General features: G+C 56.5%; 22 protein-coding genes. 14 read left to right on the forward strand and 8 right to left on the reverse strand.

Annotated features, from left to right (window positions below; genetic code table 11):
- Positions 1–5 precede the first annotated feature (5 nt).
- On the forward strand, positions 6–356 hold the full coding sequence (locus Q0O07_RS09745) for a hypothetical protein (protein ID WP_295493011.1): 351 nt from the start codon (positions 6–8) through the stop codon (positions 354–356).
- Here the strand turns inward: Q0O07_RS09745 and Q0O07_RS09750 are convergent.
- Positions 353–877, reverse strand: coding sequence for a TetR/AcrR family transcriptional regulator (locus tag Q0O07_RS09750; protein ID WP_295493015.1), 525 nt, complete (start codon positions 875–877; stop codon positions 353–355). The two genes, Q0O07_RS09745 and Q0O07_RS09750, sit on opposite strands and share 4 nt — an antisense overlap.
- Positions 878–949: 72 nt before the next feature.
- Between Q0O07_RS09750 and guaA the strand changes: the two genes are divergently transcribed.
- The 11 genes from guaA to der all read left to right on the forward strand — a co-directional run bounded on the left by guaA (position 950) and on the right by der (position 9,778).
- Positions 950–2,524 carry a glutamine-hydrolyzing GMP synthase gene (gene guaA, locus Q0O07_RS09755; protein ID WP_295493018.1) on the forward strand — a complete coding sequence of 525 codons (1,575 nt, stop codon included), beginning with the start codon at positions 950–952 and terminating at the stop codon, positions 2,522–2,524.
- Positions 2,525–2,554: 30 nt separating this feature from the next.
- Entirely contained in the window at positions 2,555–2,854 is a 300-nt protein-coding gene (locus Q0O07_RS09760) for a hypothetical protein (protein ID WP_295493021.1), read from the forward strand.
- Positions 2,851–3,246 (forward strand): type II toxin-antitoxin system VapC family toxin, encoded by a 396-nt coding sequence (locus Q0O07_RS09765; protein WP_295493024.1) that lies wholly within the window; start codon positions 2,851–2,853, stop codon positions 3,244–3,246. Before Q0O07_RS09760 ends, Q0O07_RS09765 begins: the two co-directional genes overlap by 4 nt.
- Before the next feature lies 1 nt (position 3,247).
- Positions 3,248–3,457: a DUF2805 domain-containing protein gene (locus tag Q0O07_RS09770; protein ID WP_295493027.1), complete on the forward strand. Its 210-nt coding sequence runs from the start codon at positions 3,248–3,250 to the stop codon at positions 3,455–3,457.
- A gap of 28 nt (positions 3,458–3,485) precedes the next feature.
- Complete coding sequence (locus Q0O07_RS09775; RefSeq protein WP_295493030.1) at positions 3,486–3,833, forward strand: arsenate reductase; 348 nt, start codon at positions 3,486–3,488, stop codon at positions 3,831–3,833.
- A gap of 15 nt (positions 3,834–3,848) precedes the next feature.
- Positions 3,849–4,130, forward strand: a complete 282-nt coding sequence (locus tag Q0O07_RS09780) for a DUF427 domain-containing protein (protein WP_295493035.1) — start codon at positions 3,849–3,851, stop codon at positions 4,128–4,130.
- 115 nt (positions 4,131–4,245) lie between these two features.
- Positions 4,246–5,241: a glycerophosphodiester phosphodiesterase gene (locus Q0O07_RS09785; RefSeq protein ID WP_295493084.1), complete on the forward strand. Its 996-nt coding sequence runs from the start codon at positions 4,246–4,248 to the stop codon at positions 5,239–5,241.
- Between the two features lie 55 nt (positions 5,242–5,296).
- A complete protein-coding gene (gene panB, locus Q0O07_RS09790) occupies positions 5,297–6,163 on the forward strand; it encodes a 3-methyl-2-oxobutanoate hydroxymethyltransferase (RefSeq protein WP_295493038.1) in 867 nt (288 codons plus the stop codon).
- Between the two features lie 77 nt (positions 6,164–6,240).
- Positions 6,241–7,005 (forward strand): tetratricopeptide repeat protein, encoded by a 765-nt coding sequence (locus Q0O07_RS09795; RefSeq protein WP_295493039.1) that lies wholly within the window; start codon positions 6,241–6,243, stop codon positions 7,003–7,005.
- A complete protein-coding gene (locus tag Q0O07_RS09800; RefSeq protein ID WP_367271066.1) occupies positions 7,002–8,351 on the forward strand; it encodes a PQQ-binding-like beta-propeller repeat protein in 1,350 nt (449 codons plus the stop codon). Before Q0O07_RS09795 ends, Q0O07_RS09800 begins: the two co-directional genes overlap by 4 nt.
- A gap of 23 nt (positions 8,352–8,374) precedes the next feature.
- Positions 8,375–9,778: a ribosome biogenesis GTPase Der gene (der, locus tag Q0O07_RS09805; RefSeq protein ID WP_295493044.1), complete on the forward strand. Its 1,404-nt coding sequence runs from the start codon at positions 8,375–8,377 to the stop codon at positions 9,776–9,778.
- A gap of 31 nt (positions 9,779–9,809) precedes the next feature.
- Here the strand turns inward: der and bfr are convergent, their stop codons facing one another.
- From bfr to Q0O07_RS09820, 3 genes are all read right to left on the reverse strand, one after another.
- A complete protein-coding gene (gene bfr, locus Q0O07_RS09810; protein ID WP_295493046.1) occupies positions 9,810–10,289 on the reverse strand; it encodes a bacterioferritin in 480 nt (159 codons plus the stop codon).
- Between the two features lie 101 nt (positions 10,290–10,390).
- Complete coding sequence (locus Q0O07_RS09815) at positions 10,391–10,561, reverse strand: (2Fe-2S)-binding protein (RefSeq protein ID WP_295493048.1); 171 nt, start codon at positions 10,559–10,561, stop codon at positions 10,391–10,393.
- A 54-nt stretch (positions 10,562–10,615) separates the two neighbouring features.
- Entirely contained in the window at positions 10,616–11,845 is a 1,230-nt protein-coding gene (locus tag Q0O07_RS09820; RefSeq protein ID WP_295493050.1) for a DUF418 domain-containing protein, read from the reverse strand.
- A 127-nt stretch (positions 11,846–11,972) separates the two neighbouring features.
- Between Q0O07_RS09820 and Q0O07_RS09825 the strand changes: the two genes are divergently transcribed.
- Positions 11,973–12,749 carry a Coq4 family protein gene (locus Q0O07_RS09825; RefSeq protein ID WP_295493052.1) on the forward strand — a complete coding sequence of 259 codons (777 nt, stop codon included), beginning with the start codon at positions 11,973–11,975 and terminating at the stop codon, positions 12,747–12,749.
- Positions 12,750–13,056: 307 nt separating this feature from the next.
- Here Q0O07_RS09825 and purL read toward each other — a convergent pair whose 3' ends face one another.
- The 4 genes from purL to Q0O07_RS09845 form a co-directional block, all read right to left on the reverse strand.
- Positions 13,057–15,255, reverse strand: coding sequence for a phosphoribosylformylglycinamidine synthase subunit PurL (gene purL / locus Q0O07_RS09830; protein ID WP_295493054.1), 2,199 nt, complete (start codon positions 15,253–15,255; stop codon positions 13,057–13,059).
- 806 nt (positions 15,256–16,061) lie between these two features.
- Positions 16,062–16,856 (reverse strand): SDR family NAD(P)-dependent oxidoreductase, encoded by a 795-nt coding sequence (locus Q0O07_RS09835; RefSeq protein ID WP_295493056.1) that lies wholly within the window; start codon positions 16,854–16,856, stop codon positions 16,062–16,064.
- A 129-nt stretch (positions 16,857–16,985) separates the two neighbouring features.
- The gene (locus tag Q0O07_RS09840) at positions 16,986–18,122 is read right to left on the reverse strand and encodes an acyl-CoA dehydrogenase family protein (RefSeq protein ID WP_295493058.1); all 1,137 of its coding nucleotides are present in this window, start codon (positions 18,120–18,122) and stop codon (positions 16,986–16,988) included.
- A 137-nt stretch (positions 18,123–18,259) separates the two neighbouring features.
- Positions 18,260–19,420: an acyl-CoA dehydrogenase family protein gene (locus Q0O07_RS09845; protein WP_295493060.1), complete on the reverse strand. Its 1,161-nt coding sequence runs from the start codon at positions 19,418–19,420 to the stop codon at positions 18,260–18,262.
- 211 nt (positions 19,421–19,631) lie between these two features.
- On the opposite strand from Q0O07_RS09845, the gene Q0O07_RS09850 reads away from it, so the two are divergent.
- Entirely contained in the window at positions 19,632–21,047 is a 1,416-nt protein-coding gene (locus tag Q0O07_RS09850; RefSeq protein ID WP_295493061.1) for an MFS transporter, read from the forward strand.
- The last annotated feature ends 11 nt before the right edge of the window (positions 21,048–21,058 follow it).

A 21,058-nucleotide genomic window follows, 5' to 3' on the forward strand; every position in this document is an offset into this window, starting at 1 on the left:
GAACCATGACCTTGTTCCGCATATTTCTCGTCACCATCATTGCCGTTATTGGCGTCTATACCGCCATTGTCATCGCGAACCATGGCATAGGGCTATATCCGATTTTTTTCGGCGACATTGCGGACATGACATGGCCTGGGCAGTTTAATCTCGACTTTTTGGGTTTCCTCATATTGTCCGGCGTCTGGGTCGCGTGGCGACATGCCTTTTCGGTGGGCGGACTAATCTTGGGATTTGCGGCGTTCAACCTTGGCGCGCCGTTTCTGGCGGCCTATCTGCTTGTCGAAAGCGTCCGGCATAAAGGCGACAGCGCCGCCATTTTATTGGGCGAAGCGCGGGCCGCAAACCGGCGTTAAAGCGCCGTTGCGTTCACATCATCAAGGCCAATGCTTTTGAGGAACAGCATGCCTTCCATGCTGACCAACAGGCGCGCGGCATCAATTTCCAACTGCGCCGCGCTGTCCGCCTTCAACTGCATTTTGCCCCAGTCCAAAAAACCACGGCCAATCTGTTCGCCGACCGCCCGATAAAATACATCCCCCATCGCCGCACGCGCCGCGACTTCAAGCCAGATGCGCATATACGGCCATAAAGCGTCCTCAAACAGCACCCCGGCCAATTGCTGCCGCAGGGCATCCAACGGCAATGGTTCGGACGCGGTCCGTTCGGACATCAACCCCAATAACCGCGCCGCAATTTGCTCCAGCACCGCCGTGATAATCGCGCGCTTGTCGGTAAAATAATATAACAGCATCCGGTCGCTCGTCCCCGCCGCCTTGGCCAAAGGACGCAAGCTTGCGGCCGACAATCCCTCTATTAGGACATAATCGGTCAATCGCTGGATAATCTCCGCACGGCGGGTGTCATTCTTGCGCACGCACATAGCATAGCGCGTCAAAGACAGAGGTGGCAACTGGACAGCGTGCGCCAGTATCTCTATCGGCGGACCATGCCAGAATCTAAATCATCCCTTCAACCGTCCGACTCCATCCTTATCATCGATTTCGGTAGTCAGGTCACCCAGCTTATTGCCCGCCGCGTGCGTGAGGCGGGGGTCTATTCCGAAATCGCTCCGTTCAATAATGCCGAGGCGGCGTTTGCGCGGATGCAGCCAAAGGGCATCATCTTGTCGGGTGGTCCTGCATCGACGACGCACGCCGATTCCCCGCGCGCGCCGCAAATTGTGTTTGACAGCGGCCTACCCATCCTTGGCATTTGTTATGGTCAGCAAACGATGATGATGCAGTTGGGCGGCCATGTCAGCGAAGGCGAAGGCGGCGAATTTGGCCGTGCCTTTATCGAGGTGGAGAAGCCTTGCGCCTTGTTCGATGGCCTTTGGCAGACGGGCGAAAAGCATCAGGTATGGATGAGCCATGGCGACAAGGTCACCAGCCTTGCCCCGGGCTTTGACGTTGTCGCCACCAGCGACGGCGCGCCTTATGCCTTCATCGCCGATGAAGCGCGGCAATATTATGGCATCCAGTTTCACCCCGAAGTGGTGCACACCCCCGATGGCGCAAAGCTGATCTCCAACTTCGTGCATAAGGTCTGCGGCCTAGCCGGCGACTGGACGATGGCCGAATTCCGCGCGACGAAAATCGCCGAAATCCGCGCGCAAGTCGGGTCCGGCCGCGTCATTTGCGGTCTGTCGGGCGGCGTGGACAGCTCGGTCGCGGCGATCCTGATTCACGAAGCCATTGGCGATCAACTCACCTGCGTGTTTGTCGACCATGGCTTGCTGCGTATGAATGAACGCGCACAGGTCGAAACCCTGTTCCGCGACCATTATAACATCCCGTTGGTCGTCGTCGATGCTGAGGAACGGTTCATGGCTGGGTTGGCAGGCGTTACGGACCCAGAAAAGAAGCGCAAATTCATCGGCGCGGAATTCATCAACGTCTTTGAAGAAGAAGCGAAGAAAGTTGGCGGCGCGGATTTCCTTGCGCAAGGCACGCTCTACCCCGATGTGATCGAAAGCGTCAGCTTCACCGGCGGGCCATCGGTCACGATCAAAAGCCACCATAATGTCGGCGGCCTACCCGCGCGGATGAATATGCAATTGGTTGAGCCGTTGCGTGAATTGTTCAAGGATGAGGTCCGCGTTCTGGGCCGTGAGCTGGGCCTCAACGATCAATTTGTCGGTCGCCACCCCTTCCCCGGCCCCGGCCTTGCAATCCGCATCCCGGGCGAAGTGACCAAGGAACGTTGCGACGTGTTGCGCAAGGCAGACGCGGTCTATCTCGAAGAGATCCGCAATGCCGGATTATACGACGCAATCTGGCAGGCGTTCGCCGTCCTCCTGCCCGTCCGCACCGTGGGCGTGATGGGCGATGGCCGCACCTATGACAATGTCTGCGCCTTGCGCGCGGTGACCTCCACCGATGGCATGACGGCGGACATCTACCCGTTCGAAAGCGCCTTCCTCAGCCGTGTGTCCACGCGCATCATCAATGAGGTGAAGGGCATTAACCGTGTGGTGTATGATTATACGTCAAAACCACCGGGGACGATCGAGTGGGAGTGACAAGAGGCCCCGTCGGCTTGGGCAGCAGCCTTGACCAACCCGCTTGGTCAAGCTAGACTTCCCGCCATCATGACCATTCACGTCAACATTGGCGAAGCCAAAACGCGTTTTTCCGAACTGTGCGCCGCGGCGCTGCGCGGCGAAGAGGTGATTGTGCAAAATGCCGGCGTGCCAAAGCTGAAACTTGTCCCGCTGCAATTGGCCATGGACGTCGACCGCACAGAACGCCGCAAGCGCGTTGATGCCATTTTGACGCGGGTAGACGCCATGCCAATCAACAGGGATATGGCCGATCCGCTGTTATGGGATGAAAACGGCCTGCCCATATGATCGCAGTCGATTCGTCGGCATTGATCGCGATCATGCTGAACGAGGCGGAGCGCGCTTCGTTTTTGGATATCCTTGATAATGCCCCTGCTATCGTCATGAGCGCGCCTTCATTGGTCGAAACTCGATTGGTTGCCTGGGCGCGGGGACAAGAATTGCTTGTTGACCAAGTCAATGCGTTGGTGCTGGCCTATGGCAATGAAATCGCGCCGCCGGGGCTGCCCGAGGCAGACCATGCGCACGCCGCCAATGTGCGTTACGGCAAAGGCAGCGGTCATGCGGCGCAGCTCAATTTTGGCGATCTCTTCGCCTATGCGCTGGCCAAATCACGCGACATACCTTTGCTGTTCAAAGGGCATGATTTTGCGCATACCGATATCATGTCGGCGGTGTGACATGACCACAACGCTATCGCCTGCGCAGATTAGCGAGATCGTCGAAATGGCGCTGTCCGACCATATCAGCTTCACACAGATTTCGGCGCAGCATGGGGTCACGCCCGACGAAATCAAAGTCCTCATGCGCACGCAATTAAAGCCCGGAAGCTATCGCGCATGGCGCAAGCGTGTCCGCGATTTCGGGGACCGGCGCGCGCATTATAAATGATATTCATGACAGATAACGGACCCAGCATATGACCTTAACCCTCTACGGCATCCCCAATTGCGACACGGTCAAGAAAGCGCGCAATTATCTTGATGGGCGCGGGCTTGGCTATCATTTCCATGATTATAAAAAGGCGGGCGTGACGGCGGCGGATTTGGAGCGGTGGAGCGAGGTTGTGGGTTGGGAAAGGTTGCTGAACAGGGCTGGTACCACGTTTAAGAAGCTGCCCGATGCCGACAAGGCCGATATAGACGCGGCCAAGGCGATTGCGTTGATGGTCGCCAACCCGTCCATGATTAAACGGCCAGTGGTTGAAGGCGGCAAGGCTTTGCTGGTGGGCTTTACCCCTGCGGTCTATGATGCCGAATTGTTGTAATATAAGGAAACGCTCATGGTAACCGCTCGTTGGAATAATATGGTCATCGCGCAATCGGATGACACTGTCGTGGTCGAGGGCAATCATTATTTTCCGCGCGATTGCGTCAATGCCGACTTTCTTCAAGATAGCGACAAGACTTCGGTGTGCGGATGGAAGGGTACAGCGCATTATCATTCGCTGATCGTCGATGGTAAAACCAACGCAGATGCGGCGTGGTATTATCCTGAGCCCAAGGACGCAGCGCGCGAGATCATCGACCGGATAGCCTTTTGGAAAGGCGTTGAGGTTAGCTAACGTCCGCCGCTGTCATCGCGCTGACACAGTGCTGGGCGATGGCACACACATGAAATATCATCTGATCCTCATCGCCGCGCTGCTGAGCGCTTGTTCGACCCCGGAAAGCCACGCCATGGAAAAACCGCTTGAAGGCCAAGTGATCGTCATCGCCCATCGCGGCGCGAGTGGCGAGCGGCCCGAGCATACGCTGGCAAGCTACACCCTCGCGATTGAACAAGGCGCGGATTATATTGAGCCGGACCTTGTGCTGACCAAGGATGGCATTTTGGTCGCGCGGCATGAGAATGAGATTTCGGAAACCACCAATGTTGCCGAGAAGCGCGAATTTGCCGACCGCAAAACCAGCAAGACCATTGATGGCCAGAAAATGACGGGCTGGTTTACCGAGGATTTCACGCTCGCCGAGCTTAAAACCCTGCGCGCAAAGGAACGCCTGCCACAATTACGTGGCGCCAATATGGCCTATGACGGGCAGTTTGAAATCCCGACCTTTGACGAAGTCTTGGCGCTGGCCAAGGCACAAAGCACGGCAACGGGGCGGACGATTGGCGTCTATCCCGAAACCAAGCATCCCAGCTATTTCACCGCGATTGGCCTGCCGCATGCGGGGCCGTTGCTGGCGGCGCTCACCAAATATGGTCATGTCGCAAAAAGCGCGCCGGTGTTCATTCAATCGTTCGAGGTCGAAAACCTGAAGGCCTTGCGGCCCAAGACGAAATTGCGCCTGATCCAGTTGATGGCGGAAATAGGTAGCCCGCCCGACCGCAGCGATTTGACTTATGCCGCGATGGCGACGGCAGAGGGCCTGAAAACCGTGGCGACCTATGCCGATGGTATTGGCCCCAATAAGGCGCTCGTCATTCCGCGCACTTTGCTGGGCAATCTCGGCACGCCCACCAGCCTTGTTGCCGACGCGCATAGGCTGGGTCTTGCGGTTCACCCGTGGACTTTCCGGCGGGAGAATTACTTCCTGCCGCTCGCGCAAAAATCCGGCATTGATCCGCGCGGGCATGGTGACTTGGAAACAGAGATAAAAGCCTTCTTGGCCACGGGCATTGACGGCATTTTCAGCGACAATGTGACAGAGGCGGTTGCGGCGCGCCAATAAGGCGGGGATTCAATTTGCTTTTGCCCGCGGCGTTTAGCGGCTAAGCCCTTGCCTTATGTCTACACATCCTAAAACGCTCACTTTCGATACATCCACCAGCCGCGCGAACCCGACGCCGTCGCCGATGAAGCGGCTAACCGTGCCGCGCATCCGTCAGCAGAAGGGCCAAGAGCCGCTTGTCATGCTCACCGCGTACACGGTACGCATGGCGCAGTTGATGGACCCGCATTGCGATATGCTGCTGGTCGGTGATTCGCTGGGACAAGTGATTTACGGCCTGCCGCATACCGTGGCGGTGACGATGGAAATGATGGCGGCGCATGGCGCGGCGGTGGTGCGCGGCAGCTATCACGCCGCAGTGATCGTCGACATGCCCTTTGGATCGTACGAAGCCTCGCCTGAACAAGCATTTGTCAACGCATCCCGGTTGTTGAAAGAAACCGGCGCGGCGGCGGTGAAGCTGGAAGGCGGAAAGGTGCTCGCGCCCACGGTGGAATTCCTGACCTCACGCGGCATTCCGGTGATGGCGCATGTGGGATTGACCCCGCAGGCGGTGAACATCCTTGGCGGCTATGGCGTGCGCGGCAAAAGCCCGGAAGAAGCCAAGTCGATCGTCGATGATGCGATTGCGATGTCCGACGCCGGGGCATTTGCCATGGTGATTGAAGGCGTGCTTGAACATATCGCCATCGAAATCACGCAGACAATCGCCTGCCCAACGATCGGCATTGGCGCGTCGGCGCAATGCGACGGCCAAGTTTTGGTCGCCGAAGACATGTTGGGCCTGTTCGACCGCGTACCGAAATTCGTTAAGAAATTCGGCAATATGGGCGTCAGCGTCGAAGATGCCGTGCGCGAATATGCCGCTGGCGTCCGTGACCGCAGCTTCCCCGGACCCGACCAGCTGTATCAGCCTGTATAAAGCAGGCTGGCCTATCGGGCCAAGTCGGGCTAAGGACGGCACTGACCAATTTTGACTAAACAAATTCGGAGGCCCTTTTGGCTTTGACACCGACTGAAAAGCCCGCGGATAAAGACCGGAGCGGTAGCGACGAGGCATTTTTGCGTGAGGTCGATGATGCCGTCCGCGCGAGTGATCTCAGCAGTTTTTGGACACGTTATGGCCGCTGGCTTTTGGCGACTGTGGTGGCCGGACTTTTGGCCTTTGCGGGCTGGATCATCTATAACAACCAGATGCAGGCCGCCGCAGACCTGCAAAGCGAAGAATTTGTAGACGCAATGGACAAGTTGCGCGCTGGGCAAGAAAAAGAGGCCCGCGCCAAATTGGCAACGCTCGCCAAGGCTGATCAACCCGGATATCGCGCCATGGCGCAATTGGTGGAGGCAAATCTGCTCGGCGAAGATGGTGAGACCAAGAAGGCGATTGCTATCTATGCAAAGGTTGCAGGCGACGACAGCCTGCCACAGACATTCCGCGATCTGGCCCTGATCCGCCAAGTGAGCGCCGAGTTTGACGCCATCCCGCCGCAGCAAGTGATTGACCGATTGAAACCATTGGCGACCGCTGGCCACCCTTATTTCGGCAGCGCGGGCGAATTAACCGCCTTAGCCTATATGAAAATGGGTAAGGACAATTTGGCTGGCCCCATTTTTGCGCAGATTGCGAAACAAGAAGACGCGCCGCAGACTTTGCGCAGCCGTGCGCAGCAAATGGCAGGCGCGCTTGGTATTGATACCGTTCAGCTTGACGTAACCCGCAATGCGGCATCGAAGGCTGGCGATACCGCCGCCAAAGGAGAGTGACTTTGAAGACCATATCCAAATTGCTTCTGGCGCTCGCCGTGACAACGTCGCTTGGTGGCTGCGCCGTCCTTGACGGGGTACGCGGCGATTCCGGTAAGAAGAATAACACGCCGACCGTCGGCGCGCGCGTCAGCATTTTGGGCACAGAGCGTGACACTGAGGTCGATGCGTCCTTGGCCGACGTCGCCGTCACCCTGCCGCCAGCGATGGTCAACGAAGCATGGGCACAGCCCGGCGGTAATGCATCGAAATCGCCCGGTCATGCGGCGCTTGGTCAAAATCTGACACGCATTTGGACCGCAGATGTGACCGGTGCCAACCCGCGTGCACGCTTGGCCGCGAGCCCAGTGATGAGCGATGGCCGCGTCTATGTGGTGGACACCACCGCGCGCGTTACGGCATTTGATGCGAACACGGGCGCACAAATTTGGTCGAACGCGCTTGAGGTTGACAGCGACGGCAAGCCATCCCGTTATGGCGGCGGCGTCAGCGCAACCAGCAGCAATGTTTTTGCGACCAATGGTGTCGGCGATGTTGTCGCGCTGGCGGCGGACACTGGCACGCTTGTGTGGAAAAAGCGTCCAGCGGGCCCCTTGCGCGGTGCCCCGACATTGTCCAACGGCAACCTATATGTGATGACGCAGGACAACCAGATTTACGCGCTGCGCCAAAGCGATGGTGAGCCACAATGGAAAGAGGCCGGGCCAGTTGCGGCATCGGGCATATTTGGCGTTGGCGCGCCTGCAGCGGCGCAGGGCACCGTTATCGCTGGTTATTCCAGTGGTGAGCTTGCCGCCTATCGGTATGAAAATGGCCGCAGCCTGTGGAACGATACCTTGTCGCGCACCGCAATGTCGACATCGGTTTCGACGTTGACCGATATTGATGCCGACCCTGTCATCGACCGTGGCCGCGTCTTTGCCTTGGGTAAGGGCGGGCGTATGGCCTCCTATGAACTGGTGACTGGCCAGCGCATTTGGGAAATCAATATTGCGGGCATTTCGACACCCGTGACGGCGGGTGAATGGGTGTTTGTCATGACCGACGAAGCTCGTTTATTGAGCGTTGCCCGTTCCAGCGGAAAAATCCGTTGGATTTCGACCCTGCAGCGGTACGACAATGCAAAAAAGAAAAAGGGCCCGATTAGCTGGTATGGCCCGATACTCGCGGGTGGTCGCTTGATAATTGCCAATTCGCGCGGTTCCATCTGGGCGGTTGCGCCAGAAGATGGCACAGCCACTGAAATTGCCGACGTGAAATCCGATGTGTCGCTTGCGCCGATTGTCGCAAACAACATCTTATACATTCTGGATGATTCCGGCCGCATTTCGGCGTTCCGCGGCTAGGCCAAACAAGGAGAAGTAGCGGCATGTTGCCGACGGTAGCCATTATCGGTCGGCCCAATGTCGGCAAGTCCACTTTGTTCAACCGGCTGGTTGGCAAGAAGCTCGCGCTTGTCGACGACACGCCGGGCGTCACCCGTGACCGGCGTGAAGGCGAAGGCCGCTTGTTCGACTTGGAATTCACCATTGTCGACACGGCGGGTTATGAGGATGAAGATCCCGACACCCTGCCCGGCAGAATGCGGATGCAAACTGAAGCCGCGATTGCTGGCGCACAAGTTGCCCTGTTCCTGATCGATGGCCGCGTGGGCGTGACCCCGCTTGACGAAGAAATCGCCCGCTGGCTGCGCAGCAGTGCAACGCCGGTCGTGCTCGCGGTTAATAAGGCTGAAGGCAAGCAAGGCGATAATGGCATCCTGGAAAGCTACGCGCTTGGCTTTGGCGACCCCATCGCCATTAGCGGCGAGCATGGCGAAGGCATGGCCGACCTGTTTCAATCTTTGCTGCCACATATTGACGGCGGCGCATTTGAAGTGCCTGACCCCGAGGCGCCCGACGCGATATTGAAGCTGGCGATTGTCGGGCGGCCCAATGCTGGTAAATCAACGTTGATCAACAAATTATTAGGCGAGAACCGCCTGATTACCGGTCCTGAAGCCGGAATTACCCGCGACAGTATTTCGGTGGACTGGATCTGGACAGACCCAAATCCCAAAGAAGGCGAGCCTGATGAAGAAGGCAATATTCCGCCATTGCTGACCGAGCGCCGCGTGCGCTTGATTGACACCGCTGGCATGCGCAAGCGCGCCAAGGTGCAGGATAAGCTGGAAAAGCTGTCCGTGGCCGATGCGCGCCATGCGATCGATTTTGCCGAGGTTGTCGTGCTGCTGCTGGATGCGACCAAGGGGTTGGAAGTGCAGGACCTGAAAATTGCCGACCATGTGATCCAAGAGGGCCGCGCGCTCATCATCGCGATCAACAAATGGGATGTGGCGGTTGATGGCAGCGGTCTGTTCAAGGGCATTCGCGCTGCGCTCGATGAAGGCCTGTCGCAGTTAAAGGGCGTTCCGATGATCGCAGTGTCGGCATTGACTGGCAAGGGTCTGGACCAAATGATTTCCGCCGCGTTCGATGCGCGCGAAGCGTGGAACAAGCGCGTGCCAACGGGCATTCTCAACCGCTGGTTTGAAGCCGCGATTTCGGCAAACCCGCCACCTGCCCCTGGGGGCAAGCGAATAAAGCTGCGGTACATGACCCAAGCGCGGAACCGTCCGCCGACCTTTGTCATCTTTGGCAACCGAACAGACGAGTTGCCCGCCAGCTATGCGCGCTATTTGCTCAACGGTATCCGCCGCGATCTGGATTTTGGTGCTGTGCCTGTGCGGATTAACTTCCGGTCGTCAAAGAACCCGTTCGCCGACAATGGTTAAGGATTGCGGCTAAGGATTACCCAGCGCAATATCAGTCCTCAATGGGTTTTGACTGTAGCTGGATGTAATTTTCTATGCCCATGCGCGCAATCAAGTCGAACTGTTTTTCCAGCATATCGACATGCTCTTCTTCGCTTTCCAATATGGATGCGAACAGGTCGCGGCTGACATAGTCGCGGACGCTTTCGCTATGCGCAATTGCATCCTTCAGCAAAGGCAGCGCTTCATATTCGAGCTCAAGATCGGCTTTCAGGATTTCCTCAACAGTCTCGCCAATGCGCAGGCGACCGAGCAATTGGAAATTGGGTAGGCCATCCAGAAACAGGATACGCTCCGACAATTTGTCGGCATGCTTCATTTCGTCAATCGATTCATGCCGTTCAAAATGTGCAAGACGCGAGACGCCCCAATTGTCGAGCATGCGATAATGCAGCCAATATTGATTGACCGCAGTCAGTTCATTTTTGAGTGCCTCGTTCAAAAATTCGATGACTTTTGCATCACCTTTCATCGCCATGTCCTTTAGGTTAGTTGCGCATATGCTAGCGCGTTAATGCATGATCGTGAAGGCGAAAAAATGGCGGAAAAGCTGATTTTTTTAACCCGCTATTGCTAAGCGGTTGCAGGTCCGGTGCTGATAATGTTTCGCGCGAACGATAGGCACTGGCCGCATTTTGGCTTACGCCCAAGGCGGGCATATACGTCATTCGGACGTTCCGAGGCACAACGCACCGCAGCGCGCAGGTCTTTTTCCTTGATAGCATTACAGATGCAAACGACCATGGATCAACTCCTATGGAATCGCCTTACCGTTAATGAGAACTGATTGCAATAGCATTAGCGACGCATGGCTTGCATTTTTCCGCGCGCCAAGCTTCGCCACAGCCATTCCAACGGACCATATTGGAATGTCATCAGCCATGGCTTTGACCACAGCAGCATCACTGCCCACGCGCCCAGCACAAACAGCCATAATCCGGCGCGGCCAACATCGCCGTAAAAGCCAAAGCCATAACCATAAAAAATCGTCGTCATGATAACGCTTGTGCCCAGATAATTGCTGAACGCGGCGCGTCCAGCCGCAGCGATCCGCGCGAGCATCGGATGGTTGCGATAATGACCGATGAGCAGAATCAAGAGCGCCGCATAGCCAATCGTCAGCATTAGACGCGGAATTCCGCCCCAGACGTACAGAACCGCAAGCGCGGTGATCCGGTCAAAGTCAACCGCGACCATCCAAACCGCCAGGGACAGGGTCAGCAGCAACCCAATCGGCACCAGCCGCAAGGACCAGCGCCGGTAATCGGCCAGTTCCCATGCACCTGTGATGAAACCGCTTTTTTGCATCGCCATGCCAATCATCATCAGCGGCAAAGTTTCGCTGATTGACTGCACCACCAAGATCAGTGGCTCGGCCCACTCGCCGAGCTTATCCAATGTAATCGCGGCATAGCTGCCCCTGTGCAGCGCGAGTTCAGGTGCAATGTTAAAAGCAAGGTCGCCACTAGCCATCAGCTCGCGAAACTGGCGGGCCGTGTCGGCGTTGGCGTCGGGCTGGGTTGCGACATATTGAAAGACCTGCAGCCCGCCAAATTGTAGGCCCCAGAACGCCAGCCCAACCGCAAAAATGATTAAAGCGACCTTGATTAACCGCGCTGGCGCCCAATCGCGGAAGCCAAAAGCGATCATGCCGATCATGGCATATAAAAACAGGATATCCCCGAACCAGATGAAGAAATAATGCGCGAGGCCAAATAGTGCGAGCCACGCCATGCGGCGATAATGAACCTGCGCGGCGCTTTCCCCCTTGGTCTCGGCGCGGTCGATGATGAGCATCATGCTCGCGCCGAACAAAAGCGAGAATAGCCCGCGCATTTTGCCGTCAATGAAGATGAAAGAAAATGCCCATGCAATTTGGTCGGCCAAGGTGTCGGTGCCATAAGCTGCAGGCGTAACATAAGCCCATTCGGGCATCGCAAAGCCGATGATGTTCATCGCCAAGATGCCCATCACAGCAAAGCCGCGCATCGCGTCCAAGCTGATGTGCCTCTGTTCAGTGTTCTGCATGCTTTGCCCTCTAAATAATCACATGAATACAGCGCTCTTACCTGCGCGTCCAGTGCGTTCAATATTTCTTATTGACACTCATGTAGGTAGTTTTTAACTATAGCTTAACAACATACTTGGATTCGTCATGACTGAACTGTATTTTTCGCACCCTGACCGCCCCACCGCAAAAATGCAGCCGTTAAAGGCGTGGCGTCATTTTCGTAAGCTAATTGCCAACAAAGAAGACACAGAGCAGGTCTTTCACATCATTGCAGCCTTAAGTGGTAGCAAGTTTGGTAAGATGGCGCGGAAATTTTGGGAAACACCCAAGGGCAGAGCGTTGCTTGAAAGCAATGAGCGCCTGATTGACATGCTCGATGATCATGACAGCATCAAGAAGCTTCCAGAAGGTACGGTTGGCCGCTTTTATGTCGATTTCATGGAGCGCGAAGGCCTTAGCGCTGCGGGTCTTGAGGCGGAATATGCCCAATTCCAAACATCCTATCCCATGTTCGGCGATGTGGTTGAACGCTATGGCGACCGCTTGCGCGACACCCATGACATGCTGCATATTCTCACAGGCTATGGCCGCGATGCGCTGGGCGAACAATGCGTGCTTGGCTTTACCTATGCGCAAAATCACAATCTGGGCGTCGGCTTCATTGCTTATGCAGGCGGACTGGAACTGAAATATCGCGTGGCGAAATCGGCACCGATTATGAAAGCGGTGCACGAAGGCTATCGTATCGGCAAAGCGGCGAAGAACATCGCGCAGGAAGATATCGCAGCCTTGTTGCGCGAGCCTTTGGTCGATGCCCGTAAGCGCTTGGGGATTGCCGAACCAGTGACCTACAAAGCAGCCCATGCCGCGATGCGTTCCAGCGGCATTGATCCGTATAACTTGCTGGCACAGGCTGTTTAAACCTGAGACGCGCATTCCATGTGCCTCGACCGCGGTCAAGGGCCGGGACGACTGACACACATATCGACTATGTTCCACAAGAGCGGGGACGGGTGAAGTATACGCTTCGTCACGCTTATCCCCCCACGTCACCCTGAACTTGTTTTGGGTGACAAATATGGGGTGGGTCGTACCGACATTATCCTTGTGTTTTAACTCTGCGTCCTCTGCGCCTCTGCGTGAATCCATTTTGCACGCAGAGGCGCAGAGGACGCGGAGAGGCAAAATGGAAATCGGACGAATGCACGCCGCCGATCGGCGTTAAGCTTTAGCTTTCCATCCAATCCTTGAAGAAGCTGTCATGGGCATAACGCAATGTTGCGATGGGCACGTCAAACCCCGGCCCTGCGACCGATGTCCCGCCAACAGTGCCTATCCGCGTCATCGGAATGCCCGCAGCCTGAATTTGGTCAGCAGCGGCGCTGGTCACAACATAGCGCGCCTGATCCTCGCCAAAGGCCGTGAAGGCGTCGCCGATTTCTTCAAGCGCACATCCCTTATTACTGGCCAACGCCATTTCCGTCAAAGCGACGAGCAAACCGCCATCGGCAACATCATGCACGGCGTTCACCTTGCCGTCGTGAATGAGTTGGCGCACAAATTCGGCATGCGCGCGTTCCTGCGCCAGATCGACAGGCGGCGGCGCGCCGTCTTCGCGGCCATGCAATTCGCGTAGCCATAAGGACTGGCCAAGATGCCCGTTGCTATCGCCGATCACAAAAATGCCGTCGCCTTCGTTCTTGAAAGCAATCGTTGCCATCTTGCTGACATCTTCAAGCACGCCAACACCGCCAATGGCGGGCGTCGGCAAGATCGCGCTGCCGCCGCCTGTGGCCTTGCTCTCATTATATAAGGACACATTGCCTGACACGATCGGGTAATCGAGCGCGCGGCAAGCATCGCCCATGCCTTCGAGGCACCCAACAATCTGCGCCATGATTTCGGGGCGCTGCGGGTTGGCAAAGTTCAGGCAGTTGGTAATCGCCAGCGGCGTTGCGCCAACGGCGCTTATATTGCGGTAGGTTTCGGCCACAGCCTGCTTGCCGCCTTCATATGGGTCGGCATAGCAATAACGCGGCGTGCAATCCGTGCTCATTGCGAGAGCGCGGTTGGTGCCGTGAATGCGGACGACCGCGGCATCCCCCCCCGAAAGCTGCGCCGTGTCGCCGCCGACTTGGCTATCATATTGTTGCCATATCCATGCGCGGCTTGCGAGGTCAGGGCTGGCCATCAGCTTCAACAAATCCGCGCCGATGTCATGGCTCGCAGGAACATCGCCCAAGGGCTGAACCTTGGCCCAAGCCTTATAGTCTTCCTTCGACGCAGCGGGACGATCGTACAAAGGCGCGTCTTCGGCGAGCGGGCCAAGCGGGATGTCGCAGACAATTTCGCCCTTCCATGTCAGCACCATATGGCCGGTGTCCGTGACTTCGCCAATGACCGCGAAATCCAGTTCCCATTTGTCAAAAATCGCCTTGGCAAATTCTTCACGGCCAGGCTTCAGCACCATGAGCATACGCTCCTGGCTTTCCGACAGCATCATTTCATAGGGCGTCATGCCCTGCTCGCGGCACGGCACCTTGTCCATGTCCAAGATAATGCCCGCCTTGCCATTGGTCGCCATTTCGACGCTGGAGCTGGTTAAACCCGCTGCGCCCATATCCTGAATCGCAACAATTGCATCCGACGCCATCAGTTCAAGGCATGCCTCAATCAGCAGCTTTTCCGTGAACGGGTCGCCCACTTGAACCGTGGGGCGCTTCTCTTCGATATCGGCGCCGAAATCGGCAGACGCCATGGTCGCGCCATGAATGCCATCGCGGCCCGTCTTTGAACCGACATAGACGATGGGATTACCAAGGCCCGTTGCGGCGGAATAAAAAATCTTGTCTTGGTCCGCGACGCCAACGGTCATCGCGTTCACAAGGATATTGCCATCATAAGCCGGATGGAAATTGGTTTCGCCGCCCACGGTTGGCACGCCAACGCAATTGCCATAGCCGCCAATGCCCGCAACAACGCCCTGCACCAGATGCTTCATCTTGGGATGGTCAGGCCGCCCGAAACGCAGCGCATTCATATTGGCCACGGGCCGCGCGCCCATGGTGAACACATCGCGCAATATGCCGCCCACGCCCGTTGCCGCGCCTTGATAGGGTTCGATATAAGATGGGTGATTATGCGATTCCATCTTGAAGATTGCGGCAAGCTTGGTGCCATTTGGACCTTCGCCGATGTCGATAACGCCCGCATTTTCGCCGGGACCGCAAATGACCCAAGGGGCCTCAGTCGGCAATTTCTTCAGATGGATACGTGAGGATTTGTACGAGCAATGCTCCGACCACATCACCGAAAATATACCAAGCTCGACCATGTTGGGTTCGCGCCCCATGGCGTGCAAGATGCGCGCATATTCTTCTTCGTTTAGACCATGGTCGGCGACAATTTGGGGCGTGATTTCGGACATGAGAGGGCTTTAGCGAGACCGCTTGCGTTTATCCAGCCTGTTTGATTTTGATTACGCGCGAATTGCCCAATCCCATGCGCCACGCGCGCAGCCGAGAGGCCGGAAAGGGGCCAGCACCTAATAAAATGGGCGCTGGCATCGCTACCAGCGCCCACTGCGTCTGACTTTCGAAGTCTATGACCACAAGGGCCATTTTTTCCTCAGTCTGACGTCCGGTTCCCCAATCCAGGTCAAAGACCTTTGTGGTTCGCCTCAGTACATTGGGTATCCTATCTGGCGTTGTGCCACTTGCGTGACCCCGCACTCGATATTCGTTTTCTTCGTACCCACCATCTTGGCTACATCTCCTGTCTTGCGACGGGCTGCCCTCCAATTTGGCGATCCTGCTTTCTGTCTCCTCCGCTCTACTTTCCCGTTTCCGGTCTGGTTTTACTTTGAAGCGTTTCTGCCTGATGAGTTGAAGTTCTCATGACTTTCGAGTCGCTCAAAGCTTAATTTTCTGAGTTATCCACAGAACGTGTACTTCGTGGTGGACAAAATGGAGGACAAGTTTGGAGCCCAAAACGATACGGCCCCCATGCAGTGCATGGAGGCCGTAAAAATTGTCCGGGGGCGAGGGGGAGAGGAGGAGGGTGCCGACCGGTCAATATGCGTTTCGACAAAGGCTTGCCGTTGCCAAGCAGGTACCGACTGGATGAAAATGCTGCAATTGCGAAAACAATAGGACTAGTTGCGTGTTTTGCAACTAGCCCTATTTCTGTCGAAATCGCGTAAATTTCGTTCCCAAATTATGCCAAATTGAGCCGTTAAGGCGCGATGCCATTGCCCGGAAGCGACGCATTTACGATACCGCCATCGCACGCAATGGTCTCACCCACGATATAATCGCCAGCGCGCGCCGCCAGGAAGATCGCCAGGCCAGCCATATCCTCCGGCGTTCCGATTCGTGGGAACGGGATATTCTTACCCACCGCTTCTGCATGGTCGCGCGCAGCCTTGTTCATGTCCGACTGGAATGCACCCGGCGCAATGCCCGAAACCAAGATATTGTCTTTGACCAGTTCAGCCGCCAAGCGGCGAGTCAAATGGATCACGGCAGCTTTCGATGCCTGATAGCTGTAGGTCTGCCACGGGTTGATACGCAAGCCATCGATAGACGCAATGTTGATGACCTTGCCGGGGCGGTCAAAGGTTGCGGCTGCTTTCAACTGCGGGTGCAAGGCTTGCGTCAAAAAGAATAAGGATTTGACGTTCAGATCCATCACACGGTCCCATCCGCTTTCCGGAAACTGACCAAATTCCGCGCCCCATGCGGCCCCAGCATTATTGACCAAAATGTCCAACTTCTCCTCGCGCGCCGCGATTTGCTCGGCGAGTGAGAGACAACCGTCCACGGTCGAAAGGTCACAAGGCAGGCCGATGACCTGATTGCCGAATTCGGCGACGGTTTCCTCAATCTGGTCGACCTTACGCGCGCTGACATACACGCGTGCTGCGCCAGCCTTGAGATAGCCTTCGACGATCATCTTGCCGATGCCGCGCGATCCGCCAGTGACTAAGGCCACGCGGCCCTTGAGGTTGAATAATGTGTTGATGTCCATGGGTCTCTCCTGACAGTTGCCCTCCCGCAGACGGGAGGGGTTAGGGGTGGGGCTCGCCACAGGCGAGCGGGCTAAGAAGCAGGCGACAACCCTCCCCCGGCCCCTCCCGCATGCGGGAGGGGAGAATGCTCAATAACCGCTCATCGTCGCCACGCGATCTGCGTGATAATAAGCGTCGCCGAAAAATTCGTTCAAGCTGCGGTCGCGCTTCATATATAGGCCGATGTCATATTCGTCAGTCATGCCGATACCGCCATGCATTTGCACGCCTTCTCGCACCGAAAGATTGCAGGCCAGCCCGGCCTTCGCTTTGGCTGCGGCGACATACAGTTCGGCCTTGGCATGGCCTTCGTCCATTAAAGATTGCGCCTTCAGCACGATCGAACGCGCGCCTTCCATTTCGCCATATAAATGCGCCGCGCGGTGTTGAAGCGCCTGAAATTCGCCAATGACGCGGTCGAATTGCTTGCGCGTCTTTAGATATTCAAAGGTCATGTCCATCGCGCCCGTGCCAACGCCCACCATTTCAGCAGCAGCACCCACGCGTCCAGCGTCGAGCATTTTGGAGAGCACGGCCCAGCCGCCATCGACTTCGCCGATGACGGCGTCGGCATCCACCTGAACACCGTCAAGTTTTACATGCGCAGCAACAGCGGAATCAACAAGCCTTGCTGCCTCCATCGACAGGCCGGCGGCATCCTTGTCCACCGCGAACAAGGTCAAACCATCGGTTTCACCTGCCGCGCCAGCGGTGCGCGCCGCGACGATCAGCATGTCCGATGACGCGCCTTGCACGACAAATTGCTTTTGCCCCGTCAGCTTAAAGCCATTGCCGCTGCGTTCCGCAACGCAGGCGATTTTCTCCGGACGGTGCTTGACGCCTTCTTCAATCGCGATGCCGATCACGGTTTCGCCAGCCAATATGCCGGGGAACCAGCGGTCGCGCATCGCCTTGTCCGCCAACTTCAACGCCGCAACCGCCGCAACTGACGTGGTCAGGAAAGGCGAGGGTGACAGGTTGCGGCCAATTTCTTCAAGGACAATGCCAGCCTCAATCTGCCCCATGCCCATGCCGCCATCAGCCTCGGGGATGAGGATGCCCGTAAAGCCCATTTCGGCAAATTGCTTCCACAGGCCATGGCTAAAACCGTCCTTGCACCCCATGTCGCGGAACTTGCGGAAATGGGTAACGGGCGCTTCGCTAGCCATGAAATCCCGCGCGCTGTCGCGCAGCATATTCTGGTCGTCGTTTAAGGTCATTGCCATGTTAAAGCCTCTCCAAATCTATCTCGTCATGCCGACGATTTATCCCGTCATTCCCGCGCAGGCGGGAAGCCAACCCCCGCGCCTTAAATTTAACCGGCACGAGTTGGCCCCCGCCTGCGCGGGGGTAACGGTCGTGTTTAACCGCCCGGCATCTCAAGGATGCGCTTCGACACGACGTTCAGCATCACTTCACTGGTGCCGCCCTCAATCGAGTTCGCCTTGGTCCGCAACCAATTACGCGCCTTCGACCCGCCATTGGCGCGCTCGCTTTCCCACTCAAGCGCTTGGCTGCCGCCAATCGACATCACCAACTCATTGCGTTTTTTGTTCAATTCGGTGCCGACATATTTCATCAGGTTGGAATAAGCGGGGTGCGCCTTGCCCGTTTTCCATTCGTCCATGAAACGTTCGCCATGCGCACGGAAGGTCAGGTTATCGACATCGAACAAGGCCATTTGCGCGCGCAGCACAGGCTCTTCGGCCAAGGTCGCCTTCATCGCCGCGCCGATCGAGGTCACGCCGCCATCGCCGCCCATGCCCGAGATCATCTCGCGTTCATGGCCAAGTAGATATTTCGCCACATCCCAGCCGCGATTGATTTCGCCAACAATTTGATGCTTCGGCACAACAACATTGTCGAAAAATGTCTCACAGAAAGGCGAATTGCCCGAAATCAGCTTGATGGGCTTGGTCGAAACACCGGGCGTTTCCATGTCGAACAACAGGAAGCTGATGCCGTGATATTTGTTGGTCTTGTCGGTGCGCACAAGGCAGAAAATCCAGTCCGCCTTGTCCGCATATGACGTCCAGATTTTCTGGCCATTGACGACCCAATGGTCGCCCTTATCCTCGCCAAAGGTCTGCATCGACACAAGATCGCTGCCTGAACCTGGCTCCGAATAGCCCTGACACCAACGGATTTCGCCGCGGGCGATTTGGCCCATATAATGTATTTTTTGTTCTTCGGTGCCGAATTTCAGCAAGGCTGGCCCAAGCATCCAGATACCGAAGCTGTTGAGCGGCGAGCGACAGCCAAGCTTTGCCATTTCGTGACGCAGTATTTTTGTTTCCTGCGCGGAAAGACCAGCGCCGCCATAAGCCTTGGGCCAATCAGGCACGGTGTAGCCCTTGGCGACGCAAGCTTCGAGCCACAATTTTTGGGCTTCGGATTGGAACAGGAAATTGCGTCCACCCCAGCAGACGTCTTCGTCACCTTTGGCCGGTGTGCGCATTTCGGCGGGGCAGTTTTCCTCCAGCCAGGCGCGCGCCTCGGCACGGAATGTTTCAAGGTCGGACATGAGGCTCTCCTGTTTAATTGCGTGATGAATTTTTGGGCGGTCACGCACCGAAACGCAAGCCTTTATCGGTGAACGATGCATGCCGTAACGTCATTTGCATCTCGATTGACAGACGAGGTCGCGGCCCTAGCATAAGCGCGGGATATAGGAGAGAAACATCGTGCGATTCGCCGGAAAACATACCTTTTCGCGGTTTGTGATTTAATCCGACATGACATCAGTCGTCGCGCTTCCCCGATCGTTAAAAGTCATGCACGGCCTCGGCTCAGTTGCTTATGGCGTCAAGGACAATGGCTTTTCAGTATTCTTGCTGATCTTCTATAATCAGGTGTTGGGAATCAATGCCGGTCTTGTTGGCACCGTCATCATGGCCGCGCTGATATTCGATGCCTTTGCCGACCCGATTATTGGCGAATTGTCCGACCGTACGCAAAGCAAATGGGGCAGGCGCCTGCCTTGGTTATATGCGGCGGCCATTCCGCTTGGCATCATCTGGCTGTTGCTGTGGCATCCCCCCGCAATGGGGCAGACGGGCACGATAATCTGGCTGTTCTGCACCGCCGTCTTGGCGCGCACATTCGTGGCAATGTGCGAGGTGCCGTCCATCGCCCTCGTGCCTGAACTTACCGGCGATTATGACGAACGCACACGGTTGATACGTTATCGGTTCCTATTTGGCTGGGCGGGCGGCTTGCTCATGCTCATTTTCGCTTATGGCATTTTCTTCACCGGCGAAAAGGGCGTGAGCGACCCTGCGGGATATGATGCTTATTCGGTCTGGGGCGCGCTAATGATGAGCGGCGCGGTGTTGATTTCCGCGCTTGGCCAGCATCGGCATGTGGCCAAGCAATCCCCCCCAGCGCCACGCGGTGCCGGCCTTGGCCATGCTTTTGCCGAGGTGAAAGCGACCTTATCGAACCGCGCCTTTCTATGGCTCGTGTCCGCCGCGCTGTTCGGGCTCATCAATCAAGGGATGACCTTTGCGCTCACCAATTATCAGCTCTCCTTTCTGTGGCAGCTGCAACAGATGGAAATGCTTTATTATGCGCTGACCCTATTCTCGACGGTCATCATTGCCTTCATCATCGTCCCATTTGTCTCCGCGCGACTGGGCAAGAAAAATGCGGCGATCCTGTTCGCGATTATCTCACTGACCTTCACGGGCGTATTATACGGTAGCTGGCTGCTTGACCTTGTGCCCGGTGCGCCGTCGGACCCTTCGATCCTGTTCATGTTTGCGTTAATGACCATCGCCAATAGCGCGGCGGTAAGTATGATGATGCTGACATCCTCAATGATGGCCGATGTGGTTGAGGCATCGCAGCAGGAAACGGGCAGGCGTTCCGAAGGGCTGTTTTTCGCAGGCTATTTCTTCATGCAAAAATGCGCGGTTGGCATCGGCACCTTTGCCGCCGGAATGATCCTGAGCTTTGCCAATTTCCCGCAAGATGCGAAGCCGGGCGAAGTTGATGTCGCTGTCCTCGACGGGTTGGCGTTATATTATATGGGCGCAGTGGTGGGCTTTGGAATTATCGGCATTCTGATCCTGCGCCATTTCCCGATTTCGCGCGAAAGTCACAATGAACGCTTGCGCGCCTTGAACACGGCGGCAGAGTCTGCCAGTTAACCAGTCAATTA

It is taken from the genome of Sphingorhabdus sp. EL138 (assembly GCF_945890115.1).
In the GTDB taxonomy this organism is placed as follows: Bacteria; Pseudomonadota; Alphaproteobacteria; order Sphingomonadales; family Sphingomonadaceae; genus Sphingorhabdus_B.

Coding starts and splice junctions, on each gene's coding strand:
- Q0O07_RS09835 (WP_295493056.1), bottom strand. CDS start 16,856: ATGGACATCAACACATTATTCAACCTCAAGGGCCGCGTGGCCTTAGTC.
- panB (WP_295493038.1), top strand. CDS start 5,297: ATGTCTACACATCCTAAAACGCTCACTTTCGATACATCCACCAGCCGC.
- Q0O07_RS09765 (WP_295493024.1), top strand. CDS start 2,851: ATGATCGCAGTCGATTCGTCGGCATTGATCGCGATCATGCTGAACGAG.
- guaA (WP_295493018.1), top strand. CDS start 950: ATGCCAGAATCTAAATCATCCCTTCAACCGTCCGACTCCATCCTTATC.
- Q0O07_RS09850 (WP_295493061.1), top strand. CDS start 19,632: ATGACATCAGTCGTCGCGCTTCCCCGATCGTTAAAAGTCATGCACGGC.
- der (WP_295493044.1), top strand. CDS start 8,375: ATGTTGCCGACGGTAGCCATTATCGGTCGGCCCAATGTCGGCAAGTCC.
- Q0O07_RS09770 (WP_295493027.1), top strand. CDS start 3,248: ATGACCACAACGCTATCGCCTGCGCAGATTAGCGAGATCGTCGAAATG.
- Q0O07_RS09820 (WP_295493050.1), bottom strand. CDS start 11,845: ATGCAGAACACTGAACAGAGGCACATCAGCTTGGACGCGATGCGCGGC.
- bfr (WP_295493046.1), bottom strand. CDS start 10,289: ATGAAAGGTGATGCAAAAGTCATCGAATTTTTGAACGAGGCACTCAAA.
- Q0O07_RS09745 (WP_295493011.1), top strand. CDS start 6: ATGACCTTGTTCCGCATATTTCTCGTCACCATCATTGCCGTTATTGGC.
- Q0O07_RS09785 (WP_295493084.1), top strand. CDS start 4,246: ATGGAAAAACCGCTTGAAGGCCAAGTGATCGTCATCGCCCATCGCGGC.
- Q0O07_RS09815 (WP_295493048.1), bottom strand. CDS start 10,561: ATGGTCGTTTGCATCTGTAATGCTATCAAGGAAAAAGACCTGCGCGCT.
- Q0O07_RS09775 (WP_295493030.1), top strand. CDS start 3,486: ATGACCTTAACCCTCTACGGCATCCCCAATTGCGACACGGTCAAGAAA.
- Q0O07_RS09780 (WP_295493035.1), top strand. CDS start 3,849: ATGGTAACCGCTCGTTGGAATAATATGGTCATCGCGCAATCGGATGAC.
- Q0O07_RS09825 (WP_295493052.1), top strand. CDS start 11,973: ATGACTGAACTGTATTTTTCGCACCCTGACCGCCCCACCGCAAAAATG.
- Q0O07_RS09840 (WP_295493058.1), bottom strand. CDS start 18,122: ATGGCAATGACCTTAAACGACGACCAGAATATGCTGCGCGACAGCGCG.
- purL (WP_295493054.1), bottom strand. CDS start 15,255: ATGTCCGAAATCACGCCCCAAATTGTCGCCGACCATGGTCTAAACGAA.
- Q0O07_RS09845 (WP_295493060.1), bottom strand. CDS start 19,420: ATGTCCGACCTTGAAACATTCCGTGCCGAGGCGCGCGCCTGGCTGGAG.